The sequence below is a fragment of the Pseudaminobacter soli (ex Zhang et al. 2022) genome (assembly GCF_014595955.1).
Classification (GTDB): domain Bacteria; phylum Pseudomonadota; class Alphaproteobacteria; order Rhizobiales; family Rhizobiaceae; genus Kumtagia; species Kumtagia pseudosoli.
This window is the reverse complement of the sequence record NZ_JABVCF010000004.1, coordinates 146,526-159,003: the sequence shown is the minus strand read 5'-3', so window position 1 is coordinate 159,003 and position 12,478 is coordinate 146,526. Positions and strand designations below refer to the sequence as shown.

At 58.2% G+C, this 12,478-nt stretch carries 29 protein-coding genes and 8 tRNA genes; 12 read left to right on the top strand and 25 right to left on the bottom strand.

Translation table 11 applies throughout. The features are described 5' to 3' along the window. Positions 1–6: 6 nt before the first annotated feature. The 25 genes from HUI96_RS09305 to HUI96_RS09185 form a co-directional block, all read right to left on the bottom strand. Positions 7–285, bottom strand: a complete 279-nt coding sequence (locus tag HUI96_RS09305; RefSeq protein ID WP_188254362.1) for a hypothetical protein — start codon at positions 283–285, stop codon at positions 7–9. A 6-nt stretch (positions 286–291) separates the two neighbouring features. Then, the gene (locus tag HUI96_RS09300; RefSeq protein ID WP_188254361.1) at positions 292–522 is read right to left on the bottom strand and encodes a hypothetical protein; all 231 of its coding nucleotides are present in this window, start codon (positions 520–522) and stop codon (positions 292–294) included. Between the two features lie 9 nt (positions 523–531). Continuing rightward, complete coding sequence (locus HUI96_RS09295; protein WP_188254360.1) at positions 532–837, bottom strand: hypothetical protein; 306 nt, start codon at positions 835–837, stop codon at positions 532–534. A 155-nt stretch (positions 838–992) separates the two neighbouring features. Further along, positions 993–1,259 carry a hypothetical protein gene (locus tag HUI96_RS09290; RefSeq protein WP_188254359.1) on the bottom strand — a complete coding sequence of 89 codons (267 nt, stop codon included), beginning with the start codon at positions 1,257–1,259 and terminating at the stop codon, positions 993–995. Positions 1,260–1,265: 6 nt separating this feature from the next. Next, positions 1,266–1,673: a hypothetical protein gene (locus HUI96_RS09285; protein WP_188254358.1), complete on the bottom strand. Its 408-nt coding sequence runs from the start codon at positions 1,671–1,673 to the stop codon at positions 1,266–1,268. Then, positions 1,670–1,987, bottom strand: coding sequence for a hypothetical protein (locus HUI96_RS09280; RefSeq protein WP_188254357.1), 318 nt, complete (start codon positions 1,985–1,987; stop codon positions 1,670–1,672). The genes HUI96_RS09285 and HUI96_RS09280 overlap by 4 nt, the downstream gene beginning before the upstream one ends. Before the next feature lie 7 nt (positions 1,988–1,994). Beyond that, positions 1,995–2,189: a hypothetical protein gene (locus HUI96_RS09275; RefSeq protein ID WP_188254356.1), complete on the bottom strand. Its 195-nt coding sequence runs from the start codon at positions 2,187–2,189 to the stop codon at positions 1,995–1,997. Beyond that, complete coding sequence (locus tag HUI96_RS09270; protein ID WP_188254355.1) at positions 2,186–2,392, bottom strand: hypothetical protein; 207 nt, start codon at positions 2,390–2,392, stop codon at positions 2,186–2,188. The genes HUI96_RS09275 and HUI96_RS09270 overlap by 4 nt, the downstream gene beginning before the upstream one ends. Before the next feature lie 225 nt (positions 2,393–2,617). Beyond that, a complete protein-coding gene (locus HUI96_RS09265) occupies positions 2,618–2,842 on the bottom strand; it encodes a hypothetical protein (RefSeq protein ID WP_188254354.1) in 225 nt (74 codons plus the stop codon). After that, positions 2,842–3,147 (bottom strand): hypothetical protein, encoded by a 306-nt coding sequence (locus HUI96_RS09260; RefSeq protein ID WP_188254353.1) that lies wholly within the window; start codon positions 3,145–3,147, stop codon positions 2,842–2,844. The genes HUI96_RS09265 and HUI96_RS09260 overlap by 1 nt, the downstream gene beginning before the upstream one ends. After that, entirely contained in the window at positions 3,137–3,499 is a 363-nt protein-coding gene (locus HUI96_RS09255) for a hypothetical protein (protein ID WP_188254352.1), read from the bottom strand. The genes HUI96_RS09260 and HUI96_RS09255 overlap by 11 nt, the downstream gene beginning before the upstream one ends. After that, positions 3,496–4,083: a hypothetical protein gene (locus HUI96_RS09250; protein ID WP_188254351.1), complete on the bottom strand. Its 588-nt coding sequence runs from the start codon at positions 4,081–4,083 to the stop codon at positions 3,496–3,498. Before HUI96_RS09250 ends, HUI96_RS09255 begins: the two co-directional genes overlap by 4 nt. A gap of 80 nt (positions 4,084–4,163) precedes the next feature. Further along, entirely contained in the window at positions 4,164–4,349 is a 186-nt protein-coding gene (locus HUI96_RS09245) for a hypothetical protein (protein ID WP_188254350.1), read from the bottom strand. Continuing rightward, the gene (locus tag HUI96_RS09240; protein WP_188254349.1) at positions 4,349–4,588 is read right to left on the bottom strand and encodes a hypothetical protein; all 240 of its coding nucleotides are present in this window, start codon (positions 4,586–4,588) and stop codon (positions 4,349–4,351) included. The genes HUI96_RS09245 and HUI96_RS09240 overlap by 1 nt, the downstream gene beginning before the upstream one ends. Next, positions 4,588–5,106, bottom strand: a complete 519-nt coding sequence (locus HUI96_RS09235) for a hypothetical protein (RefSeq protein ID WP_188254348.1) — start codon at positions 5,104–5,106, stop codon at positions 4,588–4,590. The genes HUI96_RS09240 and HUI96_RS09235 overlap by 1 nt, the downstream gene beginning before the upstream one ends. 75 nt (positions 5,107–5,181) lie before the next feature. Then, positions 5,182–5,637 (bottom strand): hypothetical protein, encoded by a 456-nt coding sequence (locus HUI96_RS09230; RefSeq protein WP_188254347.1) that lies wholly within the window; start codon positions 5,635–5,637, stop codon positions 5,182–5,184. Then, on the bottom strand, positions 5,621–5,929 hold the full coding sequence (locus HUI96_RS09225) for a hypothetical protein (protein ID WP_188254346.1): 309 nt from the start codon (positions 5,927–5,929) through the stop codon (positions 5,621–5,623). The genes HUI96_RS09230 and HUI96_RS09225 overlap by 17 nt, the downstream gene beginning before the upstream one ends. Then, positions 5,930–6,157, bottom strand: coding sequence for a hypothetical protein (locus HUI96_RS09220; RefSeq protein WP_188254345.1), 228 nt, complete (start codon positions 6,155–6,157; stop codon positions 5,930–5,932). Between the two features lie 3 nt (positions 6,158–6,160). Beyond that, positions 6,161–6,349, bottom strand: a complete 189-nt coding sequence (locus tag HUI96_RS09215) for a hypothetical protein (protein WP_188254344.1) — start codon at positions 6,347–6,349, stop codon at positions 6,161–6,163. Beyond that, entirely contained in the window at positions 6,346–6,570 is a 225-nt protein-coding gene (locus HUI96_RS09210) for a hypothetical protein (RefSeq protein ID WP_188254343.1), read from the bottom strand. The genes HUI96_RS09215 and HUI96_RS09210 overlap by 4 nt, the downstream gene beginning before the upstream one ends. After that, entirely contained in the window at positions 6,571–6,837 is a 267-nt protein-coding gene (locus HUI96_RS09205) for a hypothetical protein (protein WP_210320107.1), read from the bottom strand. 189 nt (positions 6,838–7,026) lie between these two features. Beyond that, positions 7,027–7,404, bottom strand: coding sequence for a hypothetical protein (locus HUI96_RS09200; RefSeq protein ID WP_188254342.1), 378 nt, complete (start codon positions 7,402–7,404; stop codon positions 7,027–7,029). Then, positions 7,401–7,577, bottom strand: a complete 177-nt coding sequence (locus HUI96_RS09195; RefSeq protein ID WP_188254341.1) for a hypothetical protein — start codon at positions 7,575–7,577, stop codon at positions 7,401–7,403. The genes HUI96_RS09200 and HUI96_RS09195 overlap by 4 nt, the downstream gene beginning before the upstream one ends. A gap of 243 nt (positions 7,578–7,820) precedes the next feature. Beyond that, entirely contained in the window at positions 7,821–8,099 is a 279-nt protein-coding gene (locus HUI96_RS09190) for a hypothetical protein (protein ID WP_188254340.1), read from the bottom strand. An 11-nt stretch (positions 8,100–8,110) separates the two neighbouring features. Continuing rightward, positions 8,111–8,341, bottom strand: coding sequence for a hypothetical protein (locus tag HUI96_RS09185; RefSeq protein WP_188254339.1), 231 nt, complete (start codon positions 8,339–8,341; stop codon positions 8,111–8,113). 115 nt (positions 8,342–8,456) lie between these two features. On the opposite strand from HUI96_RS09185, the gene HUI96_RS09180 reads away from it, so the two are divergent. The 12 genes from HUI96_RS09180 to HUI96_RS09125 all read left to right on the top strand — a co-directional run bounded on the left by HUI96_RS09180 (position 8,457) and on the right by HUI96_RS09125 (position 12,343). Then, positions 8,457–8,633, top strand: a complete 177-nt coding sequence (locus HUI96_RS09180) for a hypothetical protein (RefSeq protein ID WP_188254338.1) — start codon at positions 8,457–8,459, stop codon at positions 8,631–8,633. A gap of 12 nt (positions 8,634–8,645) precedes the next feature. Continuing rightward, positions 8,646–9,152, top strand: a complete 507-nt coding sequence (locus tag HUI96_RS09175) for a hypothetical protein (protein WP_188254337.1) — start codon at positions 8,646–8,648, stop codon at positions 9,150–9,152. Beyond that, a complete protein-coding gene (locus tag HUI96_RS09170) occupies positions 9,153–9,431 on the top strand; it encodes a hypothetical protein (protein ID WP_188254336.1) in 279 nt (92 codons plus the stop codon). A gap of 119 nt (positions 9,432–9,550) precedes the next feature. Further along, the gene (locus tag HUI96_RS09165; protein ID WP_188254335.1) at positions 9,551–10,402 is read left to right on the top strand and encodes a prohibitin family protein; all 852 of its coding nucleotides are present in this window, start codon (positions 9,551–9,553) and stop codon (positions 10,400–10,402) included. A 131-nt stretch (positions 10,403–10,533) separates the two neighbouring features. Then, positions 10,534–10,612 (top strand) — tRNA-Met (locus HUI96_RS09160). Positions 10,613–10,895: 283 nt separating this feature from the next. Beyond that, positions 10,896–10,969, top strand: a tRNA-Ile gene (locus tag HUI96_RS09155). A 4-nt stretch (positions 10,970–10,973) separates the two neighbouring features. Continuing rightward, positions 10,974–11,049 (top strand) — tRNA-Val (locus HUI96_RS09150). A gap of 77 nt (positions 11,050–11,126) precedes the next feature. After that, positions 11,127–11,206: transfer RNA gene (locus HUI96_RS09145), tRNA-Glu, on the top strand. 4 nt (positions 11,207–11,210) lie between these two features. Then, a tRNA-Glu gene (locus HUI96_RS09140) sits at positions 11,211–11,285 on the top strand. Between the two features lie 640 nt (positions 11,286–11,925). After that, a tRNA-Trp gene (locus HUI96_RS09135) sits at positions 11,926–12,002 on the top strand. A gap of 58 nt (positions 12,003–12,060) precedes the next feature. Then, a tRNA-Leu gene (locus tag HUI96_RS09130) sits at positions 12,061–12,139 on the top strand. Between the two features lie 121 nt (positions 12,140–12,260). Beyond that, positions 12,261–12,343, top strand: a tRNA-Leu gene (locus HUI96_RS09125). The last annotated feature ends 135 nt before the right edge of the window (positions 12,344–12,478 follow it).

Sequence of the window (12,478 nt, the reverse complement as noted above, 5' to 3'; positions counted from 1 at the left end):
CGGCGATCACTCCTTGACGGCTAGTATCTTCTCGAACTCACCAGCCGCCTCCTTGATGGCCTCCGGCGACATCCGTCCGGCCGCGACCTTGATCAGCCGCATGCCGATCTGAATCAGGTCCTCCGGCGAGAGCATCGGGTCGATGATCTCGACGTGGTGGTGATAGTGCGTGCTCACCTTGAGCATGGCTGGCTCCTCGGCGACGATCGCCAAGGTGAAGTCCTTCTTCGCCTCGTCGAGGTCGACCATGAGGCCGTTCTTTTCGAGGAGTGTGTAGCTACCCATCTGCACTCAACCCTTTCGCGGCGGATACCCGGCCTTTGTCATGATTTCGTCGACATCACTGAGTGTGATATGTCCGCCATGATAGTCAAGCACATCTATGATTTCGTCGGCGTTGACATCGGAGTAGGTGGTGCCGTAGCGCTCTCGGAAGGCCTCGGTAAGATCGGACTGGACCTTCGACTGAAGCTCGGCGAGGTCTGCGGCTCTGTTGAGTAGGCGCTGTGTCAGCTTAGACATGTCAACCCATCACGAGAAGTTCGAGGACTCTCCCCACTGGCGCAGGGCCTCGTCCTTGAGCAGTTCCTTGAGTCGCCGTTCCGCGTGCTCCATCACCTGATAGGTCTTCGCCGACAGGTCGCGGATATAGTAGTTGTTGTCCGTGTTCTCGGCGATCGTGCGGTGCACTTGGATCATCGCCGGCAGGGCTTTCAGGAGACCGGCGTCGGTCTGCAAAGCCTCGGCAGCTTCGCGGGCTCTGATGTCCCGACGTGTCTTTCGCAGCCAGTCCCAGCCAAGTCGGCGCAGGCGTTCGCTTTCAGCTTCCTCGGCCATTCACCGTCTCTTTCCAGCCACGATCGTAGGCGTCTTTCTGCTTCTGGTGCCAGTTGGCTCCATACCGCCGAGGCCAGCCCCAAGCTGCATGCTTACGGCCGTTATGGTAAGCGAGCATCGGAGCCCACCATTCAACCTCTTCTTCCGTGGTCATCTCAAATGGTCTCCAAATCACCGCCCGGCCGCAGGCGCGACCGAAGCTGCTCGACCAAGTCGACCTCCAGTCCTCTATAGAACTTGACGCCGATCACCACGATCTTGGAAGCACGGAATCCAGCCATGTTCTGGTACAACCCAACCGGTCGCCAATCGTCGCCGAGGCCAAGCACGCGCTTGATTCGACGTGCCTCCATAAGGCTCGTCGCCACGAGAAGTTTGTCTGGAAACGTAAATAGGCGCGTGCTTTTAGCCTGATCCGTCATCTGCACTCAACCCTGTCTTGTCAAAGCTCGAAGGTAATCCCTGTCGCGCTTGTCCCAGTTACGCCAGCCGCGATATCTGCCCAGCATCCAGAACTCTTCACGGTCTCGCATGCGGATGCGCTCTGAAAATTCAGGGTCATCAAACATCGTCACGGTCGATCCGGCCTTGAGGCTACGCAGACTGTCTATAGACTTGGTCACGATCTTGATGATCGGTAGCTTCGGGTGGATGTCATAGTCGGACCACAGGACCGCCTCGGCGACGCGGAAGCTCGGCGCGAAGAACCAGTAGACCTCAGGAAAAGGCTCTGGCACCGGCTCGCACAGATAGAGCTTGCGGAACGCGGCCGGATCGTTCTCGGCCAGAACCTTGCGCAGGTAGTCGGCGTCGACCTTGTCCCACTCGACAATCATGCCGTCGCCCTCTTCGTGATCTCATGCTTCAGGCCGTCGAAACCAAAGTCCTCGATCATGTCGACCACGGCCTTGTAGTCGTCGTCCACCATGTCATTCAGGACATCCATCAGCGCTTCGTCGTCCTTGATCTGCATGCGCTCGGCTATCTCCCAAGCGCGCGCGAAGGACAGGTCCTCGGCCGGGATCGCAAGCTCCTCGATCAGGTCCTTGGCGCAGGCATACTTCGCCGCTGCCTCAGGACCGCTGCTCGTGCTTCCCCATTCCCAGCGCGCCGCCAGACCGGCTGCTATGGTGCGGTCCTTGCGGTTCATTCTGCACTCAACCCCGACCTAGATCGACCAGTTCCTTGAAGGCCTTCGCACCATCAGCAAGACGGAGCAGATGTGTCCGTGCCTGCTCTTCTCTCCGCTCGACGGCGGCAAGGTGTGTGACGATGCGCTCGAATGCCTTCTTCATCGCCGGATTGCGACGCAGGGCATGCTCAACGTCAAAGATGTCATCTTGGATGCTCATCCCTCAACCTTCTCGATCTCGGCCAGACGATGACCAAATTTATCGCGATAGGTCATCGCGATCGTGATCCGGGTGCCGACCTTGAAGGTCCTCAAATCCTCGCGTCTGCTGGCGCGGGCGCGCTTGATGAAGCCGGTGTTCCCCGATATGTGCATGACGTTGCCAATACAGTCGGCGCGCGAGGCGTCGACCACCTTGGTCATCGCCCAATCCGGCTCCATTCTTGTGATTTCGAGAATGGCCCAACCCCTCGAACCCAGAAGATGCGTTCCGAAACTAAGTGGCTTTTCCGGACCCGAGGGCTCATTCTTGTTGGCCCTGATGATATCCATGAGGCTAGGAGTTTGCATCTGTACTCAACCTTTCCGCCAACCTATACGCCTCCCGCCTCCTCGGCAAGAGGTTTGTCAAGCAAATCTTGACGATGGTTAATCGTCGAGACACTGTTCGCAGACACCGAAGTTCCGCTGCTCATCGAACTCCAGTTCCCCGGACTCGTGCCACCAGTTACAGACGCCGCACAATTCAATGTTGCGGTCGAGGAGCTTGTCTTTCCAGTCGATCGAGGGATCGAGTTCAAGACTCTCGACGGCTTGCTCGATCGACAGGCAGGTGCCTTGGATGTGGTGGATCAAGCGGTCGAGGTCGTCCATCAGGTCGCGATCTTCCTCGGGTTGACGCCATCCTCATTGAACATCAACGCCCACAGCCAATGCCCCATCATCCCGCCCGACTTGTTTGGCTTGGTGAAGACGCGGACAAACTTGTCCTGATCAGGTGCAAAGAAAGCGAGCGCTTGATCAAGCGTCTCCTGCGGCGGCTGGTTGCCAATCACACTGATGAAGCAATCGTCATCGCCGTCGCTCTCGATGCACTTCCCGATCAGCGGCTTGAACATGCCGCGACGGGTCTCGACGACGAAGCCGACGAGCTTGTTCTGGTACTGATCATACCACATTGGCGATCTCCTTCCGGCGCTGCTCGATGAACTCAGGAGGACAGCGGCCGGTGAACTCGCCCCACGGGATAAAGCCCCAAATCTTCCCGTCGACGACGTTGAATCGGCTGTCGCAGTCCGGATCACCGCAGAACATGTTGACGCTCGCGCCGCCGCGTGGACCCTCGAAAAGTCCATGCTTGGACTTGCAGTAGGGACATTTGCTGGCGTCGTAGATATAGCGCAACTGATCGTCGGGAAGCTCGCCGGCATCAGCCGGCCGCTCCCAGTTCTTGAAGGCGTCGGCGAGGGCGACATTCACCCTCGCCTTGCCATAGCCGAAGAGGCCGGCGATGATGTTCCTGATGCTCATGCTGAATGCACTATCTTCGCGAGCGTATGCAACTGCTCCTCGCTCAGGGACTTGACCAAGGACGCAAACTCGTCGCCGAGGGTAGCGCCTTCGGTCAGGAGCGCGTTGCGCATCTTCTCGGCGTAGGCAGACTGCTTGGCTGCCTCCTCATCGTCCTTTTTCTGCTTGGCAGCCGCGTGAAGGGATCGTAGAACTTCACCGTCCTTGATGAGTTCGAGGATCGCTTCGCGAATGGGCTGATTCTTCTTCGCAGTGAGGTCAAGCGTGCGATGTGGATAATACGCCGGATTGTGCACGCGACGGCCGTCCGGCGTGTCCATCCACATGTCCGCGATGCTATTCTTGTGGATCGTCTCTTCGACTTCGCCGTCGCTGTTGATCCAGACGTGGAAACGAGCGTCCCCTTCCGTCCAGTTAGCGGTGAATCGTGCGTGCTCGAAGGTATATCCGAAGGAATCACACTTGATCGTGATTTCAGGCAGCTTTGACATGCGTGGGACGGCATTCACATGGACGCCCCTCAAGCCTTCCTGCGCCTTGTTGATGGTGTCCGCGATCGAGCGCATGTTCGGTTCGTTGGTCATTGGTCTCTCCGTGTGTTGACGTACACATATCTACAGTGATTCTGGACAAAATCAAACAGAAAAACTGGACGTGGTTAACGTCAGTCCTGTGACGACTCGCCTACCGGCGCGAACATCGCCCGGAGATCGCGCATGATCTGGTCGTATTCCTCGCGCGTCTCCTCGTCGAGGAAGTGCGCGACCTTACCCATGACCTCCAGACCCTCGGGACACACTCCATGATGCCCGAGAGCCTTGCAGAATGCGGTGACGTTTGGGTATCCCATCAGTGCACCCACTTGTTACGGATCAGGTAGTCGACCAGTTCTCCCCACGTTCCTTCCTTGTAGCGTCCGCCAACTGGAAAGACGTAGTGGACGGTCTTACCGTCGCGACAGAGTTCGCCGATCATCCGATCGGCCTTGGCCTCAAGCCGCTCGCGCCGGGCAAGCCAGCGATCGTCGGCCTTCATGCGGCGTAGCTGCCGACCCTCCAGATACCGCTCGTAGTTTTGATCGCCGGCCATCACCCTACCTGCCCCTTGAAATAGTCGATCGCCGCAACAATCGCCGCGAACTCCTGATTGGTATAGCGCCGGCTGTCGTGATTGTCGCGCAGGGAAATAAGACCTTCCAGCGTCGCCGCGTTCTTCTCTCGCCGCTCTTCGGCAGCCTTCTTCCAAGCCTGCTCACGCTGCTCGGCCTCTTCCTTCTTCTTGGACTCCGCTGCCTCGATCTCCTCAACGCTGCGCCAGAACGATTCGTTTGGATACTTCGTGTAGGCTTCAAGGATGCGTCGAGGCGCACCTTCCTTGTCGTAGATAAAGGGAAGAAATGCGCTCTGAGGACGCCGCTGATAGATGTTCAGATAGTCCCAGCGACCGCCCCATCCGTTCCGCATGGCAACGAAGCCCCGGTACACGCCGTCGATCATGACCGCGTACATGTTGCGATATCCGAACTGGGGCTTCGGCCGCTTCTCCAGCCTGACGCGCTGGGCAGCTTCAGCCTCAGCGTCGGCGAGTTCTTTGAGCAGGTCCGTCATGCGTAATCTCCGTGTGTTGACGAAGACAGAATTACACCGATTCTGGACAAAATCAAACAGAAAAACTGGACATGGTTAATCGTCGGGCAACCACGTCACGTCGTCGGTGGTGGTGTAGAACCGATGGGACTCGTTTTCGTCGGGCATGACGATGAAGTCGTTCACGCCGTTGACTTCGACGATCGTTCCCTTGTCGCCGGTACTTGGTCCCCACGAGATTTGGCGGATATACTCGACCCGCATCCCAACCCGCCACGCCTCAGGAACGCGATGATTGATGATCTTGAGGATCGCGTCGACGAAGTCGTTTCGCGCCTTTAGGATCGCGTCTGCCTGCTTTCCGGTGACGTTCGTGAAGATGTCACTGCCGTTCGGATCGGTCACGTCGACGCGTTGATGTGCGTAGGGCTTGTGCTGATCCTCGGGCCGGAAGCCGAAGACCATCCATCGCGAGAGCATCGGCGTCTCTTCGTCGATGTATTTTGGCTTCTTGAATGGCGCTTGCCGCGCCACGTCAATTGGTAGCTGCATTCACGATCCCCATTGCTCGGTGTCTAATGATCTCTTGGCGACGGACAGGCTCCATGACCGCCTCGGACAGGGTTAGAGCATTGTGCCCGGCCTCTGTCCACGCGACGAAGGAGTCCTTGAACCGCTCGAAGCCGCAGCGTCCGTCTGCACGCCGCAGGTAACCGGCCTTGATCGCCTTGTCGAAGAACGGGTGCTTGGGATTGTTCGGCTCCCACGGCTCGCCCTTCGACTTGCGGAAGAGATCGACGAGAAATTCGGTCTCACGTGGGCTCAGGATCGACTTCATCTGCACTCAACCCTCCCTATCCAATGTCGACGGCATGTCCTTCCACGACGCCGGTTTTGTCACGCGGGCGAAAGGAGTGGCCCTTGACGTGGTCTCATTGGACAGCGCCGCATTGATCTTGCGGGCGAGCTTATCCAACACCTTGGCCGAATCCGTGTCACCATGCGCATGAGCCTCGTAGGCAGCGTGTGCGACGACCATGAACTCAGCTTCTGAAACGTTGACCGATGCCATCAATCAACCCTTCCTCACCAAAATATACTTCGGCACCTTTGTGGCCCTGCGTGCGACGAACTCGTCGACCAAAGGCTGTATCCGCTGCATGTACTCCTGCCGCAGGTCCTCAATCCTCCTCAGCAGCCCCTCTTCGACCTTGTCATAAGGCTGCTCGATGGTGACCAGTTCGTGCTCTCCGGGGTCGATCATGACAAGGCCCAGACGACGCCGGCCACGCCAACACAGAAGAGGATCATCGTGAGCACAAACAAACGCCACCACCACGGTGAAGGCGCAACGTAGTCGCTCGAATAATAAGGATAGTAGGGTATTTCTCCCTCTTTCTCCCGGCGACGCCGATCTTCCTCGATCAGAATCACTGCAAGACACGCGGTGGTTGCTGCCGTAGCTGCTGAGGTTGCTGCACTCATTTACAGAACCTCCATCTCGGTGTCGGTGACCTCGGCGCGGATGCCGAAGTCGCCGATCGGCCCATAACCTTCGACGAACTCATGCCGGTTGTGGCCAAAGTCGGCGACCTCGCGGGCGGTAAGCTGAGCAATGTGCTTGGCGTGGTCTTCCACGTCATAAAACGGGAAGAAGTGCGCCCGGAACTCCTCCATGAACGGTTCAGTGAACTTGGACTCGTCGAGCGTGACCTTGACGGTCTGGCGGACTTCGATCTCAAAGGTCTTCAAGACTGGACACTCCCTGCTAGTCCGAGGCGCTTCCACGCTAAATAGGGACCGCGAGGATCGCCGATCCACTCACACTCCCCGGCTGCGACGAGCTTGTCACCCAGAGGCCAATCGGCCTTGAAGACTTCAATGCCGTCACAGTCGATCACGTTCTGTTTCATCTCTGCAAGGGCTTCGGTCACGGTCAATTTACGCGGCAATGTCGGGCACTCCTGCGGGTTTCTTTTCGGCCGGCCACAGATAGTGCCAGCCATATTCCTGATAGAGCAGGACCCGATCGAGGCACTGCTGCGCAGCTTCCCGCGCCGTCTTGCCGCGTCCATTGAAGCCGACCTGCTGCTTGAACTTGCGTGCGTATGCCCGCGTCCCCGAGCATTCACCGTGGCGATACGGGTTGAGTTCATAGGAGGCGTCGTTGTAGGGCACCTGAATGTGGCAGTCCCACAGACCGGGCTTAGTTGGCTTGGTTTGATCTCGATCGTAGGGGTCCGCCATGAACGGATGCAGAGACGGTAGGCCGTAGCGGCAAAGCTCTTCGAGGATCGCTTCCAGCGTCATGTTGTTCATGGCTTATTCCTGCTCATGGCATAGCTCTGAAGCGCGATCCGAAAGACCTTGCGGGTCTCCTCCAACCGGGCGATTGCTTCTGACATCTGAAAGGGCAAGGACGTTTCGACGCGCGCGGCAGCGTTGTCGACATCGTCCCAAAGGGACACAAGCCTGATCAGCGCTTCATCCATCGTCGTTCTCCGTCACTAAGTCGTCGATCTGCTGAGCGCGAAATGTCCAACGGTGGTCACAGTGTAAACACTCACCGGAGACGCCGACGAAGCTACCAAACATGGTGTCACCGGGCGTGCGATCGAGGTTACCGCCCTCGACCCGCCATGTCTGGTGCACTTCCTGTGTCTCGTGAATGTAGAAGGAGCGAGAGCGGCACTTTGGGCATCGCTTCTTAGTGGTGGCTGGTCTCTCATTATTCATCAGAGGCACCCATAGCGTTCGCCGATTTCGCGGACGGCGGGATCAGTCTCGATGATTAATTCCTTCGACATCCCCTGAAAATTACGATCCGGACCGACTTGGAACCAGTATTCGATCTGGTCGATGTAGCAATTGCGAGCCGTCGTCTTGGTCGGCTTCTTCAAGAGCTTCGCCAAATCAGTCTGATCGACATACCCACCGGTCATGTCGTTGGCCGGGCCATAGGCCCAGAGATATTCGTGATCGGTACGTGCCTGTTCGTAGGTATGTCTAGGCATCGGACTCCTCCTCAAGCGACCTTGCGCGGCCGGCCGCGCTTTTCCGGCACGGACTCGGGAACCGGCTCGACCCCCGCCGCAACATGCCCGGCCTCGAAAGCCTCCGCCAGTCGGTTCGACAGCAGCGACATAAGATGAAGCTCCATGGCGAACGCCGGATCGGTGCGCTGCATGTCGGCGGAGCGCGACGCATCCTTCTGTGCGCTGGCGCGCAAGGTCTTCACTACGATCGGCCAATCCATCCGAGACTCCTTTTCGTTGAGACCTATACCTGACCTCCGATGCTGTCAAGAAACGTTCCTAACTTTTGTAAAGAACCTCTGGACATTTCCGCTTGGTAAGGTTAATGAGCCGGATATGGAAGACGTGATCTTTGCAGCGGTAGTCGGGTTTGGCCTCGGCGTAGGCGTTTCCCACTGCATCCGTGCGGTGCAGGAAGGGTCACGCCAGATCAAGGCGTGGCGCATGCGCCGCAAACTGATCCGACACATCCGCGAGCTAGAGGATCGCGCCATGCGAAACTTCAAGGTCTGAGGAAGAGGCAGGATGGCCAAAGACTATAAAGCGTGTCCAGAATTGCTGGACGCCGATCTCGCCAAGGTGATGAAGAAGGTGTCGTACGCGGTCGAGCGGGCCAAGGTGCTCAACTCTCCGCATGAGGGCTATGCCTATATCTTCGCGTCCATGGAGCAGCTTTGGAAGGGCGTGACCGATCCCGCCGCTTCCTCGACGAAGCCACTCCACGATGGCCTCAACCTGTCCGGCGCGGCGGTCCGCTACGTCCTCGATCTCACCACGCTCTCCCATCTGCCGGGAGAGGATGATCTTCAGGTCGCGCTCGACGCCGTCGAGCAGGAAGTCCGGAAGGCTACTCTCAAGCACAAACCAATGGTGTCCGGCTTCGAGGCCTACGGCGTCATCGCCGAGGAGGTCGACGAGCTTTGGGAACTGGTGCGGCCCGATGAAGGACGTACGCGGATGGCCCAGACCGAGGCCTTGCAGGTCGCTGCCATGGGCGTCCGCTATGTCCTCGACGTGGTGGGAGTCGACTGAATGTCGCTCGATCGCCCCATCGAAGTCCCGAGCCGCCGCACCTTCAAACTCATCGTCGGCCGCACCGAACTGATCGCCCGCCGCGCCCGCAAGGCCTTTGGCCTGCCGGAAGCCGAGTGGCGGACGATCGGCACGTTCGGCGGGCTCCAAGCACTGCCTTGCGAACGGATCGTCGTCCTCCCCGGACTGGATTTTGATGATCAGATGGTCGTCAACTGGATCGAGAATATCGTCCGTCTCCGTCTGGTTCCGGGCGGCGTCATGGAAGTCCTTTCATAGAAGGAGACAAGTCATGGGACTGAAAATACTGGGCGCGGCCGTCCTCGTCGCGCTCGTAGCATTCGGCGTCTACTGGGTCGTCGAGAACGTAACTGTGAAGAAGGGAAAAAGGAAATAGCATGAAGGGAATTTTTGCAGCAATTGGGACGATCGCAGTGGTCGTTATGTTCGGCGCGCTCCTCAGTATCGAGACGATCGATGAGGGCGAGCGCGGCGTGGTCCTGCGCAACGGTGCGTACTCGTCGATCGCCGAGCCGGGTATGAACTTCATCACCCCGCTGGTCGACAGCGTCAAGTCGATTTCCATCCGGACCAACTCGCGGCTTTATCAGGACGAGCCCTTCTATTCGGCCGACCGACAGGCGGCGACGATGACGGTGTCGGTCACCTACAAGCTCGCGGCTGACAAGATCGCGCAGATTTATTCCGAATATGGCGGCGAGGAGGGCGTCCTGACGCGACTCGTCGACCGACGTGTGAAGAAGGAACTGAAGGAGGTCATGGGCACGTTCACGGCCGCGACCGCCATCACCGAGCGCGAACGTCTCGGCGTCGAAGTCGCCAAGGCCATGACCGAGAACATCGCCGGCCCCATCCTGATCGAGTCGGTTCAGATCGAGGATGTCAACTTCTCCGACGCTTACGAGAAGTCGATCGAGAAGCGCATGCTCGCCGAGAATGAGGTCGAACGCCTCAAGCAGGAGAAGAAGCAGGAGGCCGAACGCAACGAGATTACGGTCGCCAAGGCGCAGGCTGATGCCGACGCGATTCGTAAGAAGGCGCAGGCCGATGCCGATGCGATCCGACTGAAGGGCGACGCCGACGCCTCGGCGATCGCGGCACGCGGCAAGGCGCTGCGCGACAATCCGACTGTCATCGATCTCGTGAAGGTGGAGACGTGGAACGGCCAGCTTCCGGCCACCATGGTGCCGGGCGGAGCCCTGCCGTTCGTCAATCTCTCTCCGAACTGATCTGCACTCAACCCTCACTAAAGAAGCCGGCGACACCCTCGCCGGCTTTTGTGTGTCCAGAAAAAGTTTATTGAGCCGCTAAAAAAGAGTTGACACAACCTCCGACCTGTGAGAGAGTTCGCTCCGACTGATGCGGTGTAGAGAAGCCCGGTCAATCTCGTTTGGTTCATAACCAGAAGATCGCTGGTTCAAATCCAGCCGCCGCAACCAATTTCGTTAGGAGAACACCAGTGCGCAACCTGATCGTCCCCGTCGTGGAGATCATTGAACCGACCGAGGAATCGGGCCGGAAGGTATTGCGCGACTGAACCAATCAAGAGTTCTGTTGGCAACTTCAAAGGCCCGGTGAAAACCGGGCCTTCTTTTTTGCCTGATAACTGGGTGAAGCTCGTGCAGAAGAGTACCGGCCTTGGAAGCCGGATGCCGGAGGGCGGAACTCCGCACCCAGACCAACAAGCCCCATCGGGTCGGGGCGCAAGCCTCGGCCCGGTGTCGTCCCATAGCTCAACGGTAGAGCGTCCGCTTGATAAGCGGTTGATCTGAGTTCGATTCTCAGTGGGACAACCAGTTCAGACCCTTAGCTCACTCGGGAGAGCGCCTGTCTTACACACAGGAGGCAGCCGGATCGAAACCGGCAGGGTCAACCAACCTCGACTAGCTCACTCGGGAGAGCGCCGGCACGACACGCCGGAGGCACGTGGATCGAAACCACGGTCGAGGACCACGGGCGGTCCTTCTAAACTGGACTAGGTGGCGCGCCTTTCAAGCGTTGCGATGCGGGTTCGAGCCCCGTCCGCCCGACCAATTTGGCCCATTCGTCTAGTGGATAGGACACCTGATTCTCAATCAGGAGAAGACGGATCGAAACCGTCATGGGCTGCCATCCAAAAAAGAAGCCCGCCGAAGCGGGCTAGACTCATGGTCAAGTCTGGGAAGAGTCCACTTTCACTCTTGAGATTGCTCCCTCTCAAAAATGATCAGAGCACCATGCTCCGACTTCGTAACAGCCCGACATCTAGCCCTCGTGACTCGATCGTCAACCTTTTCCGATGTAAACTTTTTCTTGAGACGGATGATTTTCTTGCTTGACAAACGTCTCAGGATTGTTCATCATTCGCGCTGAGCTTGGCTGACGCCGCTCTCAGGTTCACCGTATGGGGACCGCAACAGAATTTCGGAATGAGCCCTCGGAGTCGACCAGCGGATATCCGCTCTCCTGAGGGACGTGAACAAGGAAGACCGCTGTGAAACAGCAGTATTGGCATCAAATGACGAGTGGGACGGCGCAGTCGCGCCGCGCCTCCTTGCGTCTGCTTGATACCAATCTGTTCGGTATCATGGGGTCTTCTGGCGACGGAGGTACTGTATTCTAACAGTACCATCCTCGGATCGATCAGAAGGCCCCGGCGAGAAATCTCCGGGGCCTTCTTGCATTTGGACCTTAGTTAGGGTCCCGTTCTTTGACATCGTAGGAATGATGACATCAGAAACCCCGGCCGGGAATCCGTCCGGCCGGGGCTCGTGGATCGGCTTGTTGTAGCGGTAGCATGCGGGTCTCCAAAACCCTGCGGCGGGAGTTCGAATCTCTCAGCCTTTGCCACGATCTGATACCTTTAGACGTATAGAGCCGCGCGCTCTATACCTCTAAACGTATCAATGCCTTGCTGGCGGAACGGAAGACGCGGTCGGCTCAAACCCGGCGACATCCTCCCGGTTCGAATCCGGGGCGAGGCACCATCTATGGAGTTGTGATTAAGCGGACCGCTAGAGGTCTGCGAGCGGGACTGCCTATCCCGAACAGGCCGTACACCTGTCCCTATGGGCTCCGGTAAAAATCCGGTCACACTCCACCAGACATGTCCGAGTGGCGGAATCGGAAGACGCACTGCGCTCAGACCGCAGAGCTTCGGCGTGGGAGTTCAAGTCTCCCCTCGGACACCAGATTGGCGACGGCGACTCTCTTCATCAAAATCGCCCGAGAACAAAGGCCGGTCATGAACGGCCGCGCGATCGGCGAGAGGGTAATCGTGCAGGGTCCGGGATCGCGTCCGGATCGGGTCGACAGGTGTTCGGCCC